Here is an 18,553-nt window from a genome sequence, read left to right on the forward strand (position 1 = left end):
ATCGAAATAGATAAATGGGAACAATCCCATTAATTGAATGAGATCACAGTATAATTTTAAACCATAAAGAAAAGAAAGGTTTAACTCAGGATTGGTTCCTGAGTGAGGTGCACCAGTTCAGACTCTCCATTAAGCTGAGAAATCAATAGCTTGGCAGCTCTTTCTCCAGCCTGAGCATAACCTGGGTCAATACTGAATACTCTCGGAAATAGAAAAGACAACAGCTCATTCCCACCGACACCAGTCACCATCACGTCTTCCCTATCCAACTCCTGAAGACGCTTAATTACACCAAGTGCCAAAGTATCACTGGCGCACACAATCGCCTGTGTGGTTTGATTCAACACTTTATCCACCAGCTGATAAGCACTTTCGTGATGAAGGTGACCTGTTTGGTAGTTAGGGGATAATCGCTGCTCTGAACACCAATCTAAGTATGCATTGAGACGAATCTGCCCAGTAGTTCGGTCTGAAGGGTCAACACCAATAAAAGCAATCTCACTCACCGATTGGCGCTGAAGGTGTTCCAATGCACAACGAATAACGCCTGTATTATCGTAGTTGATCGATGAGGTGGCATCGGTATCCATGGCAATTACCAGTGAACGATGTTGCCAACTAGACAGACGTTCAATATCGAAATCGCTAAAGCCAAACACAATCACGCCATCAACATTACGTCTGCGCAGGACATCGAGATGCTCATTGGTCATCTTGCGATCAAATTGGCTTTCCATGATCACCGCGTCATAGCCGTTACTGTAGAGAACTTGCAGCATGCTGCTGACGGCTTTGTTTTCCGATGGTGAATCAAGACGCGAAATGATAACCCCAACCACTTTCTGACTGCCTCCACGCATCGCTTGCGCCGACTTAGAAGGCACATAGCCAGACTCTTCAATCACACGCTCAACTTTGGCACGAGTTTCCGGTTTAACTTTGGGATCATTGGTTAACACACGGGAAACCGTAGATTTACCAACACCAGAAAGTTTCGCGATATCAAGAATGGTCAGTTTTTTATTCATAATGCTGTGGGTTCGCTCAATTGACAAAGCAGAGTGTACAGAAGATTAACGCTATTGGGTTTTACAGTTTTTGTAAACGACTCTACCTAATTCTAACCGCGCATCATCACCTTTGGTGTGTAACGTCACCGGATTAAGAATCGGCTTTGTTCCATTATCTAAGATGTATTTTGCACCAGAACCAGATGGGACCTGAGTGAGGCGGTAGTCATGTTTAGGCAAACGTAAAAGCGCCGCTTGCTCTTCAATCAGATAGGCGACCTCAAACTGCTTGTTTGATTCACACTGGTAGGTCACGAATTGATGCGTGTCATCTGCTTCGCGCTCAATCGCTAAATGGCTGCAACCAAATAGTGTCGTTCCAGCCAGAAACGCTAACAAGGCATTCATTTTCATCCATACTCTCCAATAGAAAAAGGCCGCCTCAAGCGACCTCTTTTCTCGGCTTTTTACTTAGTTAAGTAGGCTGGCACATCTTTGATACTATCAAGCACAGCCGTTGCCAGCGCTTCACCTTTTTCAGTTACAGGCTTGCCAGTACGTACTAAAATACGCGTACCCACTTCAGCGGCTTCTGCGGCCATCATATCCTCAGCCTTGTCGCCTACCATAACAGAGTTCGCCATATCGATTTTGAGAAAGTCACGAGCAGAAATGAACATGCCAGGTTTAGGTTTGCGGCAATTGCAATCTTCTTTGTATTTACCCTGACCATGTTCCGCATGGTGTGGACAATAGTAGAAGCCATCAAATTCAACGCCATGATCAACAAAGTTCCAATCCATCCACTGCGTTAGTGAAAGGAAACGATCTTCACTGAATTTACCACGAGCAATCCCTGACTGGTTGGTCACCAATACAAGCATATAGCCCATCTCTTGGAGCTTTTTTGTCGCTTCAAACACGCCATCAATAAACTCAAAGTCGTGCTCGTCATGAACATAGCCGTGATCGACGTTGATTACGCCATCACGATCCAAAAAGACTGCTGGTTTCGCCAAAATTTGCTTCTCTGTCTACTATTTATTACCGGAATTATTGCACGCTTTATTTCTTTCATCACTATCTAATTACTAATCTGTTTGATTGAAATGAACGTTTAGACGTCTAGCCGTAAAAATATCTATTGACACAATTAATGCAAAACCATAGCATCCTCTACTAAATGAGAGGTAGTTCAAAATTATCTACTTTTTCCCAAAGCAGTCTGATAGCGGATTTCTCGATGATAGAAATTAATCAAGTAAACAAAGTATTTCTTCAAGGAAGCAAAGAAATACATGCACTGAAGGACATCAACCTTCATATCCCTCAGGGGACGATATTCGGTGTAATTGGCTCATCCGGAGCAGGGAAAAGTACGCTAATTCGATGTGTCAATATGTTGGAAGCACCGACATCTGGCTCGATCATTGTTGACGGCATTGATCTTACCAAGCAGTCCAAATCTGAACTGAGTGAAACACGCCGTAACATCGGCATGATCTTCCAGCATTTTAACCTGCTATCGTCACGTACTGTATTCGATAATGTTGCTCTACCGCTAGAACTCGCAGGCAAAGATAAGACTCAAATCAATGAGAAAGTCACCGAGCTGCTCAAACTGGTAGGCCTTTCTGATAAACACGAAAGCTACCCTTCTAACCTGAGTGGTGGTCAAAAGCAGCGTGTGGCTATCGCACGTGCTCTGGCTTCTGATCCAAAAGTATTGCTGTGTGACGAGGCAACCAGCGCTTTGGATCCTGCGACAACACAATCGATTCTCGAACTGCTCAAAGAGATTAACCGTAAACTGAATATCACTATGCTGCTCATCACCCACGAAATGGACGTGGTAAAGAGTATCTGTCATGAAGTGGCAATTATTGGTGGCGGGGAGCTGGTTGAGAAAGGCACGGTAGGTGAAATCTTTGCTCACCCGAAAACAGAACTGGCACATGAGTTCATCCGTTCTACGCTTGATCTATCTATCCCTGATGATTATCAGGCACGCCTGCAAGACACCCGCGTTGAAGGCAGTTACCCATTAGTTCGACTTGAGTTTACTGGTGCAACTGTAGACGCGCCACTCGTCAGTCAGATCGCGCGTAAATTTAATATTGATGTCAGCATTCTAAGCTCTGATCTTGATTACGCCGGTGGAGTTAAATTCGGCATGATGGTCGCAGAGCTATTTGGTAACGAGCAAGATGACAACGCGGCAATCGAATTCCTCCGTGAACACAATGTAAAAGTAGAGGTACTGGGTTATGTCCTTTAACACAATTTCTGAGTGGCTGAGCCTTAACAGTAACCTTTTAATCGGTGCGACTTGGGAAACCATCTACATGGTCGCAGTGGCAGGTATTGTTGGCTTTGCTGTTGGTATTCCACTGGGCGTTATTCTTCATACAACGAAGAAAGGTGGCCTACTTGAGAACACCAAGCTTAATAGCATTCTCGGCGCTGTCGTCAACGTTGGCCGCTCAGTGCCATTCCTAGTATTAATGGTTGCCATCATTCCAGTCACTAAAATTCTGGTCGGCACTTTTATTGGTACTACAGCAGCGATCGTACCCTTGACGATCGGCGCCATCCCGTTTGTTGCTCGCCTTATTGAAGGTGCCTTGTTGGAAGTACCAACGGGCTTGGTGGAAGCGGCTCAATCGATGGGCGCTACTCCGATGCAAATCATCAACAAGGTTCTGCTTCCTGAAGCAATGCCAACCATAGTCAACTCAGTCACCATCACGTTGGTCACTTTAGTCAGCTATTCAGCCATGGCCGGAACGGTTGGTGGTGGCGGCTTAGGTGATGTCGCCATTCGTTACGGCTTCCATCGCTATGATGTAGTTATCATGGCAGTAACCGTGGTAATGCTTATCGTTTTGGTACAAATCATTCAGTCTATCGGCGATGCCATCGTGCGCCGCGTCGATCACAGATAATCTATTTACAGAGTCAGAATAAGGAGAAAGTCATGAAATTTGGATTAAAAGGTCTACTCACCATCGCAGCAGCTGCATCAGCACTTGTCCTATCAGGTTGTGGTGAAAAGCAAGCAGATACCAGCAAAATTAAAGTTGGTGTTATGGCAGGTGCTGAAGCTCAGGTAGCAGAAGTCGCAGCTAAAGTTGCCAAAGAAAAATATGGTCTGGATGTAGAGCTAGTCACTTTCACAGATTACGTAACGCCAAACGCAGCTCTGGATGATGGCTCTATCGACATCAACGCGTTCCAGCACAAACCATACCTAGATCAGCAAGTGACAGACCGTGGTTACAAGCTAACGATTGCTGGTAATACGTTTGTTTACCCTATCGCGGGTTACTCTAAGCAAGTGAAGTCAGTTGATGAAATTCAAGATGGTGCACGTATCGCGGTGCCAAACGATCCAACTAACTTAGGTCGTTCTCTACTGCTTCTTGAACAGCAAGGCCTGCTTAAACTACGTGACGGCGTTGGCCTACTGGCAACTGTGCGTGATATCGCAGAGAACCCAAAAAACATCACCATTGTTGAGCTAGATGCAGCCCAGCTTCCGCGCTCTCTTGACGATGTGGCTCTGTCTATTATCAACACCACTTACGCAAGCTCAATTGACCTGACACCACAAAAAGATGGTGTATTTGTTGAAGACAAAGAGTCTCCATACGTAAACCTGATTGTTGCGCGTGAAGATAACGCACAAGCAGAAAACGTCACAAACTTCGTCAAAGCTTACCAAACTGAAGAAGTGTACAACGCAGCCTCTGACATCTTCAAAGGTGGCGTAGTAAAAGGCTGGTAATCACTTACTTGCTGAATTAAACAAGGGCTGGCGTTATTGCGTCAGCCCTTTTCTTTCCTCTTCTTGATTCTTCGTCCCTCGAAACAGCTCATCCATAATCCATATAGGTTCCGATAACTCCAACATAGCCAAAGGCCTGTGTATAGGACGCAAACGGTTCTACATTCTGAAACCCTAGCACCTGTTGATTCTCGGATACGGCAACATTGAAGACACCTCGCTCAGGAAACTGGCGTATAAAAGCCTGCTCTTCGGCCAGTGAAAACCGAGTATCAATAAGCTTAATGATTGGATTTATACACTACGAACGCCATCAGTGTCCTCGATTTTGACTCCTCTAATTGTCACTTCCATTGGTTATCTCTTAACCGTACTCACTAGATATCGTGAATTTTACAATCTCAGCTCTACTCACAATACCAAAAACAAAAAACCGGAGCACTTTGCTCCGGTTTTGTCATTCGGTAATACGTTATGGTGTGTAGTACGTCGCTGCACCAGGACCTACTGGCAAGCCAAATACGAATACCCATAGGTAGAACAGCACACTCCAACCGACAATAAAGCAGATTGAGTAAGGTAGCATGGTCGCAATCAGTGTACCGATACCTAGGTTCTTCATGTAGCGTGTTGCTACAGCAAGGATCAGACCGAAGTAGCTCATCATTGGGGTAATGATGTTAGTCGTTGAATCACCGATACGGTAAGCCGCTTGAATCGTCTCAGGTGCGTAGCCCACAAGCATTAACATAGGGACGAAAATTGGCGCTGTAACGGCCCACTGTGCTGAGGCAGAACCGATCATCAAGTTGATAAAACCACACATCAAAATGAAGGCAAAGAACAACATTGGACCAGTTAAGCCAATATCTTGTAAGAAGTTAGCCCCTGCAACTGCAAAGACTTGCCCAAAGTTAGTCCACTTAAAGAAAGCCACAAACTGAGCGGCAAAGAATACCAGCACAATGTACATGCCCATTGAAGACATTGACTTAGACATCGCATCGATCACGTCGCGATCGTTCTTCATTGTGCCAACAACTTTACCGTAAACTAAGCCCGGAATAGCGAAGAAGACAAAGATGAATGCAACGATACTTTTCAGGAATGGAGAACCTGCGACCGTACCAGCATCAGAACGAAGGATGCCATCAGCAGGAACAATTGTCCAAGCAAGCAAAGCTGAAACGGCTACAACGGCAAGGCCAGCCATCTTCAAGCCTTTCTTTTCAACGTCTGTTAGTTTGCCCATCGAATCGTTAGACAAGTCCTCTGACGCTTCTTCCTCGTTGTACTTACCCAGTTTAGGTTCAACGATTTTCTCTGTAACGAAGGCACCCATACCTGCGATAAAGAAAGTAGAAACGAACATGAAGTACCAGTTTACTTCTGGGCCCACAGTATAAGTTGGGTCGATCATTTGCGCTGCTGTTTCAGTAATACCTGAAAGCAGAGGATCAACGGTACCGATGAGTAGGTTTGCTGAATAGCCGCCCGAAACACCAGCAAATGCCGCCGCTAAGCCAGCAAGAGGGTGACGACCTAAAGAGTGGAACAACATCGCAGCCAGTGGGATAAGGACCACATAACCTAGCTCTGACGCTGTATTAGAAATGATACCAGCAAACACAACGGTCACAGTCACCATGCGCTTTGAAGCACCCATCACCAAACCACGCATTGCTGCTGATAGTAGGCCTGAGTACTCTGCAACCGCAACACCTAGTAGCGCAACGAGAACAGTACCCAGTGGAGCAAAGCCAACAAAGTTCTTAACCAGATTGGTAACAATTAATTCCAGTCCGTCCGCGTTTAATAAGCTAACAACCTGAATCATGCCATCCGCGGCACGGCCTGGTGCGCCCTCCGGACGAGGATCTGCCACCGCCACTTCAAAGTAACCAGCAATACCTGATGCGACTAAAATCGCAACACAGAAGATGGCAAAAAGTGTGATCGGGTGGGGTAACAAGTTCCCCAAATATTCGACTGTATCTAAGAAGCGCGTAAATATCGGCTTCTTAGGCGAGTTTTGTTTAATCGAAGCAGATGAACTCATCTGTTCCCTCCTTGTAGTTATTCCTGCGCGTCCTGTGACAAGGTGTCACAAAACTCGCGCAGGTTACTCGACAAAGAGGTCAATTAGAAATCGGAAATGTAATAAAGTGTTATCCAGATCATTATATTTAACGCTAAAAAAACAAAAAACCAGCAGTTTCATCCACATATATAACAATCATCAGAATTATAAATTACATTAATCCATTGGCATTTTTTATACCACTATCATTTTTGAACAGCTTTGAATCTGGGATTAGTTTTACATATGACGTACAAGCGCCCTCTTCTTTTTACAATCTGGCAATCAGGGTGACGGCTTTTGGCACTTTTAAGAGACTTTACGACTTTCACTTACTTATCTCCCTTTGAGAATTGCCCAAATCGACGCTTAAAGTTCGCAACGCGACCTTCTTGATGGATCACTCGTTGTTTACCGGTATAAAAAGGATGCGATTTCGACGACACCTCAATAGTGAAATAGGGATAGGTTTTGCCATCTTTCCACTCGATGGTGCGCTCAGTTTGTAGCGTTGAACCAATCAAAAAGTACTCATCGATACTAGTGTCATGAAAAACAACGGTTCTGTATTCAGGGTGAATATTAGGTTGCATAATTACCTCAATATTTAATTGTTATGTTATAACATTATAAATGTTAATTATTATCAAGACGTTTTACTACCCTTTTTGTGATATTTTTCCTTCATTACGATCTGTAGAGAAAGCAAATGTATTCCCTAGAGCCCATTGGTTTCATTGAATCCCCTTATAAAGAGAAGTTCGCAGTCCCTCGTCAGCCTAGGTTAGTCACAAATGCTCGGGCCAGAGTGAAATTGGTCGGAGAAGCCAACTGTCCAGAAGCCGTCAGAGGACTTGAACAATTCTCGCACGCTTGGCTACTATTTTTGTTTGATCAAAACTTGGCAGCCGGATGGAAACCAACAGTAAGGCCCCCACGATTGGGTGGCAATGAACGAGTGGGCGTCTTCGCTTCTCGATCGACCTTTAGACCCAATGGCATTGGCATGTCTGCCGTAGAAATCAAAGCAGTGACTAAACAGGGTGAACAGATATATCTCGATCTTGGTAACGTAGACTTGGTTGATGGTACTCCCGTTGTCGATATTAAACCTTACATCCCTTACTCAGATTCAATTCCTGAAGCCACAGGGAGCTACGCAGAACAAGAGCCGGAAAAGTCACTGGTCACCTTTTCGATTTCAGCAATAGAGTTTCTTAATAAGCGTAAAGAGGCTGAGTATGAAAAAGCCATTATTGAGCAGGTACTGGCTCAAGATCCTCGCCCCGCTTACAAGAAAAACAAACAAGACAGCAAAGAATATGCGGTAAATTTGTTCGATTTGAATGTTAAGTTCGTTGCCAGTGATCACTTAATAACGGTTACAACGATTGAACACTTTTGACAAAGGCAATTGGCTGATATTATAAGCGGCTAACTATTTTTCCTTTGGGAAACTCTATACTCATGTCCATTCCGGCTTGAGTCACTAACTTTAATAAACGGATAAATTTAATGCGTACCAGTAATTATCTTCTTTCAACTCTGAAGGAGACTCCAAACGACGCAGAAGTAGTGAGCCATCAGCTCATGCTACGTGCAGGTATGATCCGTAAGCTGGCTTCAGGTTTATACACCTGGCTACCTACTGGTCTACGTGTACTGCGTAAAGTCGAAAACATCGTTCGTCAGGAAATCGACAATGCAGGTGCTGTCGAAACTTTGATGCCCGTTGTTCAGCCGTTTGAACTTTGGGAAGAAACAGGCCGCAGCGAGAAGATGGGCCCTGAACTGCTTCGCTTTACTGACCGTCATACTCGTCCGTTTGTTCTCAGCCCTACCGCTGAAGAAGTGATCACTAGCCTAGTGCGTAATGAAGTGAGCTCTTACAAACAGCTACCGCTAAACCTGTACCAAATTCAGACTAAATTCCGTGATGAGCGACGCCCACGTTTCGGCGTAATGCGCGCACGTGAATTCTGCATGATGGATGCATACAGCTTTGATATCGACAAAGAGGGGCTACAGAAGTCTTACGATGCAATGCACGATGCTTACTGTAAAGCCTTCGACCGTATGGGCCTTGAATACCGCCCTGTATTGGCTGATTCTGGCGCGATCGGCGGCAGTGGCTCTCAAGAATTCCACGTCCTAGCTGAAAGCGGCGAAGACCTTATCGCCTTCTCAACTGAGTCTGACTACGCAGCAAACATCGAAAAAGCAGAAGCTGCGGCACCAGCTATTGAACGCGCTCAACCAACTCAAGAGATGACGCTGGTAGATACCCCAAATGCGAAAACGATCGCTGAGCTTGTTGAGCAGTTCGAATTACCAATCGAGAAAACAGTTAAAACACTATTCGTTAAAGCGTCTGATGAAGTTGAAGCGGACCTGATCGCACTGATCATCCGTGGCGACCACGAGCTGAACGAAGTGAAAGCGGAAAACCTTCCTCAAGTCGCAGCTCCTCTAGAGATGGCAACAGAAGAAGAAATTCGCGCACATGTGGGTGCAGGCCCAGGTTCGCTAGGTCCAGTAGGGCTAAAACTGCCATTCATCGTTGATCGCTCTGTAGCTGTCATGAGTGACTTTGGCGCAGGCGCTAACGTTGATGACAAGCACTACTTCGGTATCAACTGGGGTCGTGATGTTGAGCTAGGCCAAGTTGAAGACTTGCGTAATGTGGTTGAAGGCGACCCAAGCCCATGTGGTCAGGGGACACTTATGCTTAAGCGTGGTATCGAAGTCGGTCACATTTTCCAACTGGGTAATGTTTACTCGCAAGCAATGAACTGTGGTGTTCTTGGTCCTGATGGCAAAAACGTTATCTTAGAGATGGGTTGTTACGGTATCGGTGTTTCTCGTGTGGTTGCTTCTGCCATTGAGCAGAACCATGATAAATACGGCATCATCTGGCCAGACGCACTTGCACCTTTCCAAGTGGCTATCGTGCCAATGAACATGCACAAGTCAGAAGAAGTGAAAGAAGCGGCTGAGAAGCTGTATGCTGAACTGACCGCTATGGGCATCGAAGTTCTATTCGATGACCGTAAAGAGCGCCCGGGTGTCATGTTCTCTGACATGGAGCTTATCGGTATTCCTCACACTATCGTGATCGGTGATCGTTCAATGAAAGAAGGCAACTTCGAGTACAAGAACCGCCGTTCTGGTGAGAAAACGGCTATCGCGATGGCAGACATCGTTGAGCATATTAAAGCACAAATCGCTTAAATCACCTCATTAGAGAGCAAAAGGCTGATGTGAAAACATCAGCCTTTTTATCTATCAAACAGTCAAATATCACTCTAGAGGTTCGGTTGGCGCCTGACTTTCTACCTTTTTAGGTGCAAAAGGAACATCCACTAGCTCAGCAGCGTTACCATCCGCCAACTCGCCTAAATGAAAAATACCAAACTCTCCCGGCTTCATACGGTGCCAAGTTTCATTACCAGTGAGAGGCTGAGTCGCAATCACCGAAACAATATCGTTTGGTGTGGTCTCTTCTTGGAAGTTAATTTCCACATCTTCATCAAGTAAAGCTGCTTTTCCAAACGGCGCACGGCGCGTAATCCAATACAAATGGTTAGTGCAATAGGTCATGACGTACTCACCGTCAGACAGCAACATGTTAAACACCCCTTTTTCGCGTAACTTATCACAACACTTAGCGACAAAGCGGAATACACCGACCATGTCCTGTGGGGGTTCAGGAAATGTGTCTTCCATTTGCTTTAATAGCCAACAAAAAGAGAGCTCACTATCGGTTTGACCAACTGGGCGGTGCCTTCCTGTCACTAAGCTTTGATAATCTGTTAGCTGACCATTGTGAGCAAAGGTCCAATAACGCCCCCATAATTCTCGGGTAAACGGATGTGTGTTTTCAAGATTCACCGCTCCGCGATTCGCCTGACGAATATGGCTAATTACCGCGCAGCTTTTGATTGGATAATTTTGGACCAGCTCAGCAATCTTAGAATCACAACTTGGTGTAGGATCTTTAAAGTTACGAAACCCTTTACCTTCATAAAAAGTAATGCCCCAACCATCACGATGCGGACCAGTATTGCCCCCTCGCTGCATAAGCCCTGTAAAGCTAAAACAGATATCAGTTGGTACATTAGCGCTCATTCCGAGCAATTCACACATGGTTTAAGAAGCTCCCTTAAAACAACAGCACCAGTTCAAAACACTGGCACTGTTTAAACCACTCAGAAATTATTTTTCCATCTCTTTTTCGATCAACTGAATCACAATATGGATGATCTTAATATGGATTTCTTGGATACGATCTGCATAGCCAAAGTGAGGTACTCGAATTTCAATATCCGCTAAACCAGCCATCTTCCCGCCATCTTTACCTGTTAAAGCAATGGTTTTCATTCCTTTGGCTTGAGCCGCTTCAATCGCTTTTAGAATATTGCCTGAGTTCCCTGACGTGGATAGACCGAATAGCACATCCCCTTTAGCCCCGACGGCTTCAACATAGCGAGAGAACACGTACTCATAGCCAAAGTCATTACTCACACAAGACAGATGACTTGGGTCTGAAATAGCGATACCAGGTAAACCTGGGCGGTTCTCACGATAACGCCCCGTGAGTTCTTCAGCAAAGTGCATCGCATCACAGTGAGAGCCACCGTTACCACAAGACAAAACTTTACCGCCTTGTTTAAATGAGTCAGCGAGCATCTTCGCAGCCGCTTCAATTTGCGCGATGTTGTTTTCATCGCTTAGAAATGTATTAAGTACGTCGGCAGCTTCGGTAAGTTCTTTTTTAATCAGATCCTGGTACATAGGTTTTTCTCTAATTATTTGGTTTTGAAATGGCTGACGTCTAACGTCGCCATGGTTATAGTCAGAGTTTACTCAAACAATTCTCACTGTCGATAGCTGCCCGCAAACATTTGCTTCTTTATTCGGTTTCGACCTCTTCAAAAACCGTCCGCCTCTTCATTTTTAGAATTTTAACTCTACTCAGATCACTTTTTGGGCAATTTTAGGTTTTACATTTCTTTAATATTTTGATTACACTTTAACTGGTTGGACCTCTTTATAAATGACGGCGTAAAAATGCTCAAAAACGCCGAACAAGGAACATTATTATGGACATTTTGCTCTCTATACTCGGATTTGCTGCGGTTCTAGCGGTCTGTCTCTACCATCGAACCTCCCTAGCCAAATCGGTAACCGCGTTGACAGTCACTCTGGCCATACTCTCTGCCTTCGGTGCTGCGGGCTCACTGAGCTGGATTCTTTTTATTGCCGCCACAGCAGTGGTTGCTATTCCCTCAGTACGTCAATCTTTGATCAGTAAAAAGGCGCTGACTTTGTTCAAAAAAGTCTTGCCTGCGATGTCACAAACAGAAAAAGAAGCACTCGATGCCGGTACCGTATGGTGGGAAGCTGAATTGTTCAAAGGCAAGCCAGACTGGAAAAAACTGCATGACATCCAATCACCTACATTAACTGCTGAAGAACAGGCTTTCTTAGATGGCCCTGTGAACGAAGTGTGCGCTATGGTGAATGATTACCAAGTCACGCATGAACTGGCTGATCTACCACCAGAAGTCTGGCAATACCTCAAAGACAACAAATTCTTTGCCATGATCATCAAGAAAAAATACGGTGGCCTAGAGTTTTCTGCCTATGCACAGTCTCTTGTTCTTCAGAAGTTGACAGGTGTCTCTGGCGTCCTTTCTTCTACAGTTGGCGTCCCAAACTCACTGGGCCCAGGTGAACTTCTACAGCATTATGGTACGACTGAGCAAAAAGACTACTACCTACCGCGCCTTGCAGAAGGTAAGGAAATTCCGTGTTTTGCTCTAACTAGCCCAGAAGCTGGCTCTGACGCGGGTTCTATCCCTGACTTTGGCGTGGTATGTAAAGGTAAGTGGGAAGGCAAAGACGTACTTGGTATGCGCCTGACTTGGAACAAACGCTATATTACCTTGGCTCCAGTGGCGACTGTACTAGGCTTAGCTTTTAAACTGCGTGACCCAGAAGGTCTATTAGGAGAGCAAGAAGATTTAGGTATTACTTGTGCTCTTATTCCAACTCACCTCAAAGGTGTTGAGATTGGTAACCGTCATTTCCCACTCAACGTACCATTCCAGAATGGTCCGACTCGTGGTGAAGATCTATTTGTGCCTCTCGACTTTATCATCGGCGGTCCGAAGATGGCTGGTCAAGGCTGGCGTATGTTGGTTGAATGCCTATCCGTTGGGCGTGGTATCACACTGCCTTCTAACTCTACTGGTGGCATTAAAACTGCCGCACTAGCCACAGGGGCTTATGCACGTATTCGTCGCCAGTTCAAGCAACCCATCGGCCAGATGGAAGGGGTCGAAGAGCCATTAGCACGTCTAGGCGGTAACGCTTACGTGATGGACGCAGCCAGTAACCTGACTGTCGCCGGTATTGATTTGGGTGAGAAGCCTTCGGTTATCTCAGCAATCGTAAAGTACCACTGTACTCATCGTGGCCAACAAAGCATCATTGATGCAATGGATATCGTCGGTGGTAAAGGTATCTGCTTGGGGCCTTCTAACTTCCTGGCTCGCGGTTATCAAGGCGCACCAATCGCGGTAACCGTTGAGGGTGCGAACATCCTAACTCGTTCTATGATCATTTACGGTCAAGGTGCTATTCGCTGCCATCCTTATGTTCTAGAAGAGATGAACGCCGCTTACTCGGATTCTTCTGATGCCCTAGAGAAATTTGATTCAGCCCTTGCAGGTCATGTGAGCTTCACCATGAGCAACTTGGTACGCAGCTTCTGGCTTGGACTAACTGACGGCCGATTCTCTTCAGCTCCAGTAAAAGACTCTACCACTCGCTACTATCAGCAGCTCAACCGCTACAGTGCAAACATTGCTTTCTTATCAGATATTTCAATGGCTGTTCTTGGTGGTTCATTGAAGCGTAAAGAGCGTTTATCAGCCCGTTTAGGAGATATTTTAAGCCAACTTTACCTTAGCTCAGCAACTTTGAAGCGCTTTGAGAATGATGGTCGTATTGCCGATGATCTTCCATTGGTGCACTGGGGACTTCAAGACAGTTTGAAGCAGACCGAAGAAGCGATTGACGAGTTCTTAGCGAACTTCCCTAATAAATGGTTGGGTAAAGCCTTACGTGTCATGATTCTACCATTTGGTCGTGTACGCAAAGCGCCAAACGACAAAATTGACAGCCAAGTTGCTCAGATCCTACAGACACCGTCTGCAACCCGAGATCGTTTAGGCCGTAACCAGTATTTCCAAGCTAGTGAATTTAATCCTGCCGGTAAGATTGAAGAAGCGCTGCACATTATTCTTGAAGCAGAGCCTGTGTTCACTAAAGTGTGCAAAGCCATCAACGAACGCCGTCCATTCCTTCGTTTGGATTTAATCGCGGATATCGGTTTGGAAAAGGGAATTATCGACTCAGCCGAAGCACAATTATTGCGTAATGCAGAAGAACATCGCCTGTACGTGATTAATGTGGATGATTTTGACCCAAAGGACTTAGCTGCCAAACCACTAGAGCTAACCCCTCAGATGGATGAAGTGGCTTAATCTACATCAACGCAAAAGGGCTGCAATGCAGCCCTTTTTTGTGCTTTCAGTTTCCTAAATGTGCTACTTCTTGGGCATCTCTAACTGCATCTCTGGCATCATTTCTTTCTTAGCTCTGAGCTTACGCATCACAAACCAAACAACTAAGCCAAGAATAATCATCACGATATTACCCACTCCGATGATGATGTAGGTGCGCATGCGTTTCTCTTCTCTCATCTGGATCAAGCGCATTTCTTCCATCAATTTCAACTGCTGCATGCGTTCCTCTTCCTGTAAACGACGAGTTTCGGAAAAGTCGACTTCTTCCAACACACTGTAAGTGTGCTCTTGAACCGGAAAAGCGAGTGGGCGCCCCGACCCCATTTCTGTAGCAAAAACTTGCCCCATCCAAGCATAGTTACCAATTTCGCCATTGTATGGAATCTTTAGTTCAACTTTTTCTGACGCTTCCGCTGCACTTTCAGCTACCGTCACTTCACTATTATCTGGTGATTTGTGCACTATTTGCGCCGCCAAACTCCCCGGTTCAACCATACCTTGCTCACCAGAGACAACAACCTTGTGTTCCACCCCTTCTTCGCGACTTTGAATAAAGGTCGTTTGAATAGGCATTGGGTATACCAAAACCTCTTGTTCTTGCGCACGGAGGAAGACCCCATTGCCCGACGTAATACGAACACGGTATTTACCCGGCTCTGGGGAAATATTCAGTGATACCGTAAATACACCGTCTCCTGCCACTTCATCTAAACCACGGCCATCATCGGCAAACTCACCGATAGTGTAAGGGATCGGTTTTGCCTCTTTAATCAATTCCTCTTCATTTTCAACGTATTTGGTGAAGGTCACCATTAAATTGACGCGCTCTAAGAAGTCTCTCAATACCAAAGGTTTGCCATCAGAGGTGAGCCTTGCTGTAAACTTTATCTGTTCATTCTGGAACAAGCGCGCTGGCATCTGTTCGGTGGACAGTTCAAGGTGAGAAATAAGGATTATCTTGTTCTTGGGTGTCACTTTACCGATAGCCTGCCAAGGGCCAGGCATGGGATTATCTATCGATATGATGTCCATTGTTGGTTCTTGGTACCAACGAACGTTATCTGGGCTACGCCAAGCGTAGTACTTTTTTCCGTCAGGGCGGACCAATACTACCGGCCTTGAGCGTTCAGCGCGATAGATCACAAAGGTAATTTGTTTGATGGTGGGATCAACTCGAAAACGATTGTCGAGTAATGACATTGAGGATTCTTCCGCAAAACCAAAGGTACTGACTAACAAGCCCAACAGGGCAAACCAAATCCTCAACATTCCTTCTCCTACTGACGCCAGAGACAGCTTCCGCTTTTCTCCACTAAGTCCAATCTATTTTGATGTGCTTCTAATTCATCGGCTGTTGCACGGATAACCTTTAATGATTTTCGTCCACCAGCCACACGTTTTATTGACTCGCCTCCCACATTGCCCTCTGAGTTGCCAGGGTTAAATTGTAATGAGGTCTGGCCACCTGTCATCAATAGATAGACGTCAGCCAAGATCTCCGCATCGAGCAAAGCTCCATGAAGCGTACGGTGAGAGTTATCTATACCATAGCGGTCACACAACACATCGAGGTTGTTACGTTTACCAGGGAAGATCTTCTTCGCCATGGCAAGGGTATCCGTGACCTTACAGTAGTCTTCCGTTTTGCCAATACTTGGGTCCAACATACTAAACTCATGATCCATAAAGCCAGTATCGAAGGGCGCGTTGTGGGCAACAAGCTCAGCACCTTTAATAAACTCAAGAAACTCGCTATGTACATCCTGATATTCAGGTTTATCGACAAGAAACTCGTCAGTAATACCATGGACTTCCACTGCGTCTGGCTGAATTTCGCGATCAGGCTTGATGTAAACATGAAAGTGACGCCCCGTTAATTTACGGTTGATAATTTCAACAGCACCGATTTCAATAATACGGTGTCCCTGATAATGAGGACCGCCTTCACGGTTCATACCTGTGGTTTCGGTATCGAGTACCACGATGCGGTTGTGGTTAGAATTGTTGCTGGTATTCATAACAAATTGTGTGTCAGACTATGCCAATAATATGCTTAACCCAATAGTATCAAATCATGACGAAACAGGTGGAAATTTTCACAGATGGTTCTTGTTTAGGTAATCCGGGGCCAGGTGGTTACGGTATCGTTTTACGCTATAAGCAGGTCGAAAAAACACTGGCTAAAGGCTACGCCCTAACCACCAACAATCGCATGGAAATGATGGCAACCATAGTCGCACTACAAACACTGAAAGAACCGTGCGAAGTCATACTCACCACTGACAGCCAGTACGTTCGCCAAGGTATTACACAGTGGATTCACAATTGGAAAAAACGTGATTGGAAGACGGCTGATAAAAAGCCGGTTAAAAACGCCGATTTATGGAAAGCGCTTGATGCCGAAACCGCACGCCACACCATTGACTGGCGCTGGGTCAAAGGTCACGCAGGGCATAGAGAAAATGAAATGTGTGATGAATTAGCTAGAGCCGCTGCCGAAAACCCAACAGAAGAAGATACAGGTTACCAACCTAACTAGTGCGACTTTACTTTGCTCGACACCTTGTAATTGACGCCAATCGGCGTCAATTTTCGTTTTAGCTTCCAATGTGGCTTGATCGGTTTAAGTGGGTAAGTGCGTTTGCGAGCAACAATAAAATATAGGCTACCCATAGGAGATGCCCAATCACCTAAACTGTTTTCCAGCCAAGTCCACATGGTGCGGTATTTCTGCATTGGAAACAGGGCATAGCTGTCACACTCAATCACCTGATAATTCAAAACACTCAGCCAGTCACGAATACGATTTGGAGTAAACATGCGCCCACTCCATGGCAAGTTGTTCTTGCGCCATGGCATCAAGCTCGACAAGCCCGTTAAGCTGATCGGATTAAAGCCAGTAATGATCAAATACCCATCATCGATCATCACACGATCGACTTCTCTCAACATTCGATGCGGGTCATTGCAGTAATCAAGCTGATGCGCCATCACAATCACGTCAAAGCTTTTTTCAAGAAATGGTAAGTTGTAGCCATCAGCAATCACGTTATGCAAAGGGTTCTGGATATCAAGGTTAACTTGGTGTTGAATATTACAATTAAAGCTGGTTAACTCGCAGCTCAGCCCTCCCAGCTTAAGCATATGATAGCCAAATAGTTTTGGGCACCATTCATCAACACGAGTTTGTATTGATTCACTGACCCACAGGCCATTCTTAAGCTGAGACCATGAATGAGGCTTTTCGAGCTTCTTATTACTGCGTGCTGGCTTCATAATTAACCTGCTTCACTCTTGGTAACCGGAGAGACAACTATGTTAGATATCAAAAGCATACCTGCATTTAATGATAATTACATCTGGCTGATTCAAAATAGCGATCAGCGTTGTGCTGTTGTCGATCCTGGGGACGCGACTCCCGTACTTGAGTACCTTAAACAGCACGAGTTAAGCTTAGAGGCGATCCTAATTACTCACCACCATAATGATCATATCGGTGGTGTCCCAGAGTTAGTCAGGCAATTTCCCGGTATCGACGTAGTGGGCCCAGCCAATGAACCGGTTCCAACCTTGACGCATGCTGTCGAGGCCGGTGAACAAATTGAGCTATTTGGCGAAATCTTTTTTGTTTTAGGATTAGAAGGCCATACCCGCGGACACATCGGCTATGTCGGTGATGGAAAACTGTTCTGCGGCGATGTTCTTTTCTCAGCAGGCTGTGGTCGGGTATTCGAAGGTACCATGGAGCAAATGCATGCCTCACTCAATAAACTGGTTGCTCTACCCGAAGAGACCGAGGTTTACTGTGCTCATGAATACACCGCTAGCAACGTCGCCTTTGCTTTAGCCGTTGAGCCAGATAACGAGCTACTTCAGCAATACCGTGATGAAGTGAACCGCCTCAGAGCGCAAAATCAACCGACCTTACCCACCACTATTCGCAAAGAGAAATGGATCAACCCATTCCTAAGAACAGATCAACAAAGCATCATACGCTCGGTGGCCAACAGGACCCAACAAACGGACTCACTCGCCATTTTTACGGCATTACGTGAGTGGAAGAACGAATTTTAACGTTTTG

General features: G+C 45.4%; 19 protein-coding genes. 8 read left to right on the forward strand and 11 right to left on the reverse strand.

The window, feature by feature from the left end:
* Window positions 1-80: 80 nt before the first annotated feature.
* From treR to gmhB, 3 genes are read right to left on the reverse strand one after another with little or no spacing between them, the layout of a single operon-like run.
* Window positions 81-1,028, reverse strand: a complete 948-nt coding sequence (gene treR, locus L1D23_RS06730) for a trehalose operon repressor TreR (protein ID WP_064487924.1) — start codon at window positions 1,026-1,028, stop codon at window positions 81-83.
* 51 nt (window positions 1,029-1,079) lie between these two features.
* Window positions 1,080-1,424, reverse strand: coding sequence for an MliC family protein (locus L1D23_RS06735; protein ID WP_239838368.1), 345 nt, complete (start codon window positions 1,422-1,424; stop codon window positions 1,080-1,082).
* Between the two features lie 53 nt (window positions 1,425-1,477).
* On the reverse strand, window positions 1,478-2,029 hold the full coding sequence (gmhB, locus tag L1D23_RS06740; protein WP_239838369.1) for a D-glycero-beta-D-manno-heptose 1,7-bisphosphate 7-phosphatase: 552 nt from the start codon (window positions 2,027-2,029) through the stop codon (window positions 1,478-1,480).
* A gap of 224 nt (window positions 2,030-2,253) precedes the next feature.
* Between gmhB and metN the strand changes: the two genes are divergently transcribed.
* The 3 genes from metN to L1D23_RS06755 are packed head-to-tail and all read left to right on the forward strand — an operon-like array spanning window position 2,254 to window position 4,797.
* Window positions 2,254-3,288, forward strand: coding sequence for a methionine ABC transporter ATP-binding protein MetN (metN, locus tag L1D23_RS06745; protein WP_239864970.1), 1,035 nt, complete (start codon window positions 2,254-2,256; stop codon window positions 3,286-3,288).
* Window positions 3,278-3,955 carry a methionine ABC transporter permease gene (locus L1D23_RS06750; protein ID WP_006957863.1) on the forward strand — a complete coding sequence of 226 codons (678 nt, stop codon included), beginning with the start codon at window positions 3,278-3,280 and terminating at the stop codon, window positions 3,953-3,955. The genes metN and L1D23_RS06750 overlap by 11 nt, the downstream gene beginning before the upstream one ends.
* A 32-nt stretch (window positions 3,956-3,987) precedes the next feature.
* Window positions 3,988-4,797, forward strand: a complete 810-nt coding sequence (locus tag L1D23_RS06755; protein WP_239864971.1) for a MetQ/NlpA family lipoprotein — start codon at window positions 3,988-3,990, stop codon at window positions 4,795-4,797.
* 472 nt (window positions 4,798-5,269) lie between these two features.
* On the opposite strand, the gene L1D23_RS06760 is transcribed toward L1D23_RS06755, so the two are convergent.
* From L1D23_RS06760 to L1D23_RS06770, 3 genes are all read right to left on the reverse strand, one after another.
* A complete protein-coding gene (locus L1D23_RS06760) occupies window positions 5,270-6,856 on the reverse strand; it encodes an AbgT family transporter (RefSeq protein WP_239864972.1) in 1,587 nt (528 codons plus the stop codon).
* 227 nt (window positions 6,857-7,083) lie between these two features.
* Window positions 7,084-7,209: a type B 50S ribosomal protein L36 gene (ykgO, locus tag L1D23_RS06765; protein WP_005380299.1), complete on the reverse strand. Its 126-nt coding sequence runs from the start codon at window positions 7,207-7,209 to the stop codon at window positions 7,084-7,086.
* Complete coding sequence (locus tag L1D23_RS06770; RefSeq protein ID WP_239864973.1) at window positions 7,210-7,470, reverse strand: type B 50S ribosomal protein L31; 261 nt, start codon at window positions 7,468-7,470, stop codon at window positions 7,210-7,212.
* A 116-nt stretch (window positions 7,471-7,586) separates the two neighbouring features.
* On the opposite strand from L1D23_RS06770, the gene tsaA reads away from it, so the two are divergent.
* Together tsaA and L1D23_RS06780 are read left to right on the forward strand one after the other, a co-directional pair.
* Entirely contained in the window at window positions 7,587-8,282 is a 696-nt protein-coding gene (gene tsaA / locus L1D23_RS06775) for a tRNA (N6-threonylcarbamoyladenosine(37)-N6)-methyltransferase TrmO (protein ID WP_239838377.1), read from the forward strand.
* Between the two features lie 110 nt (window positions 8,283-8,392).
* The gene (locus tag L1D23_RS06780; RefSeq protein ID WP_239864975.1) at window positions 8,393-10,108 is read left to right on the forward strand and encodes a proline--tRNA ligase; all 1,716 of its coding nucleotides are present in this window, start codon (window positions 8,393-8,395) and stop codon (window positions 10,106-10,108) included.
* Between the two features lie 69 nt (window positions 10,109-10,177).
* Here L1D23_RS06780 and L1D23_RS06785 read toward each other — a convergent pair whose 3' ends face one another.
* Window positions 10,178-11,023 carry a class II glutamine amidotransferase gene (locus tag L1D23_RS06785; protein WP_239838379.1) on the reverse strand — a complete coding sequence of 282 codons (846 nt, stop codon included), beginning with the start codon at window positions 11,021-11,023 and terminating at the stop codon, window positions 10,178-10,180.
* A gap of 69 nt (window positions 11,024-11,092) precedes the next feature.
* Window positions 11,093-11,671: a D-sedoheptulose 7-phosphate isomerase gene (gene lpcA / locus L1D23_RS06790; RefSeq protein ID WP_239838380.1), complete on the reverse strand. Its 579-nt coding sequence runs from the start codon at window positions 11,669-11,671 to the stop codon at window positions 11,093-11,095.
* A gap of 308 nt (window positions 11,672-11,979) precedes the next feature.
* Between lpcA and fadE the strand changes: the two genes are divergently transcribed.
* Window positions 11,980-14,430, forward strand: a complete 2,451-nt coding sequence (fadE, locus tag L1D23_RS06795) for an acyl-CoA dehydrogenase FadE (RefSeq protein WP_239864976.1) — start codon at window positions 11,980-11,982, stop codon at window positions 14,428-14,430.
* 63 nt (window positions 14,431-14,493) lie between these two features.
* Here fadE and L1D23_RS06800 read toward each other — a convergent pair whose 3' ends face one another.
* Both L1D23_RS06800 and dnaQ read right to left on the reverse strand, forming a co-directional pair.
* Window positions 14,494-15,741 carry a TIGR03503 family protein gene (locus L1D23_RS06800; RefSeq protein WP_239864977.1) on the reverse strand — a complete coding sequence of 416 codons (1,248 nt, stop codon included), beginning with the start codon at window positions 15,739-15,741 and terminating at the stop codon, window positions 14,494-14,496.
* Between the two features lie 8 nt (window positions 15,742-15,749).
* Window positions 15,750-16,490 carry a DNA polymerase III subunit epsilon gene (dnaQ, locus tag L1D23_RS06805; RefSeq protein ID WP_239864978.1) on the reverse strand — a complete coding sequence of 247 codons (741 nt, stop codon included), beginning with the start codon at window positions 16,488-16,490 and terminating at the stop codon, window positions 15,750-15,752.
* A gap of 56 nt (window positions 16,491-16,546) precedes the next feature.
* On the opposite strand from dnaQ, the gene rnhA reads away from it, so the two are divergent.
* The gene (gene rnhA, locus L1D23_RS06810; RefSeq protein ID WP_239864979.1) at window positions 16,547-17,011 is read left to right on the forward strand and encodes a ribonuclease HI; all 465 of its coding nucleotides are present in this window, start codon (window positions 16,547-16,549) and stop codon (window positions 17,009-17,011) included.
* Here the strand turns inward: rnhA and L1D23_RS06815 are convergent.
* Window positions 17,008-17,748: a methyltransferase domain-containing protein gene (locus L1D23_RS06815; RefSeq protein WP_239838385.1), complete on the reverse strand. Its 741-nt coding sequence runs from the start codon at window positions 17,746-17,748 to the stop codon at window positions 17,008-17,010. The genes rnhA and L1D23_RS06815 overlap by 4 nt on opposite strands.
* A 39-nt stretch (window positions 17,749-17,787) precedes the next feature.
* Between L1D23_RS06815 and gloB the strand changes: the two genes are divergently transcribed.
* Window positions 17,788-18,546, forward strand: a complete 759-nt coding sequence (gene gloB, locus L1D23_RS06820) for a hydroxyacylglutathione hydrolase (RefSeq protein ID WP_239864980.1) — start codon at window positions 17,788-17,790, stop codon at window positions 18,544-18,546.
* The last annotated feature ends 7 nt before the right edge of the window (window positions 18,547-18,553 follow it).

The sequence above is a fragment of the Vibrio sp. Isolate24 genome, from assembly GCF_022398215.1.
Taxonomy (GTDB): Bacteria; Pseudomonadota; Gammaproteobacteria; order Enterobacterales; family Vibrionaceae; genus Vibrio; species Vibrio coralliilyticus_A.

Coding starts and splice junctions, on each gene's coding strand:
- lpcA (WP_239838380.1), bottom strand. CDS start 11,671: ATGTACCAGGATCTGATTAAAAAAGAACTTACCGAAGCTGCCGACGTA.
- L1D23_RS06785 (WP_239838379.1), bottom strand. CDS start 11,023: ATGTGTGAATTGCTCGGAATGAGCGCTAATGTACCAACTGATATCTGT.
- L1D23_RS06755 (WP_239864971.1), top strand. CDS start 3,988: ATGAAATTTGGATTAAAAGGTCTACTCACCATCGCAGCAGCTGCATCA.
- L1D23_RS06780 (WP_239864975.1), top strand. CDS start 8,393: ATGCGTACCAGTAATTATCTTCTTTCAACTCTGAAGGAGACTCCAAAC.
- dnaQ (WP_239864978.1), bottom strand. CDS start 16,490: ATGAATACCAGCAACAATTCTAACCACAACCGCATCGTGGTACTCGAT.
- L1D23_RS06815 (WP_239838385.1), bottom strand. CDS start 17,748: ATGAAGCCAGCACGCAGTAATAAGAAGCTCGAAAAGCCTCATTCATGG.
- treR (WP_064487924.1), bottom strand. CDS start 1,028: ATGAATAAAAAACTGACCATTCTTGATATCGCGAAACTTTCTGGTGTT.
- L1D23_RS06770 (WP_239864973.1), bottom strand. CDS start 7,470: ATGCAACCTAATATTCACCCTGAATACAGAACCGTTGTTTTTCATGAC.
- L1D23_RS06735 (WP_239838368.1), bottom strand. CDS start 1,424: ATGAAAATGAATGCCTTGTTAGCGTTTCTGGCTGGAACGACACTATTT.
- tsaA (WP_239838377.1), top strand. CDS start 7,587: ATGTATTCCCTAGAGCCCATTGGTTTCATTGAATCCCCTTATAAAGAG.
- L1D23_RS06750 (WP_006957863.1), top strand. CDS start 3,278: ATGTCCTTTAACACAATTTCTGAGTGGCTGAGCCTTAACAGTAACCTT.
- rnhA (WP_239864979.1), top strand. CDS start 16,547: ATGACGAAACAGGTGGAAATTTTCACAGATGGTTCTTGTTTAGGTAAT.
- fadE (WP_239864976.1), top strand. CDS start 11,980: ATGGACATTTTGCTCTCTATACTCGGATTTGCTGCGGTTCTAGCGGTC.
- metN (WP_239864970.1), top strand. CDS start 2,254: ATGATAGAAATTAATCAAGTAAACAAAGTATTTCTTCAAGGAAGCAAA.
- L1D23_RS06800 (WP_239864977.1), bottom strand. CDS start 15,741: ATGTTGAGGATTTGGTTTGCCCTGTTGGGCTTGTTAGTCAGTACCTTT.
- gloB (WP_239864980.1), top strand. CDS start 17,788: ATGTTAGATATCAAAAGCATACCTGCATTTAATGATAATTACATCTGG.
- L1D23_RS06760 (WP_239864972.1), bottom strand. CDS start 6,856: ATGAGTTCATCTGCTTCGATTAAACAAAACTCGCCTAAGAAGCCGATA.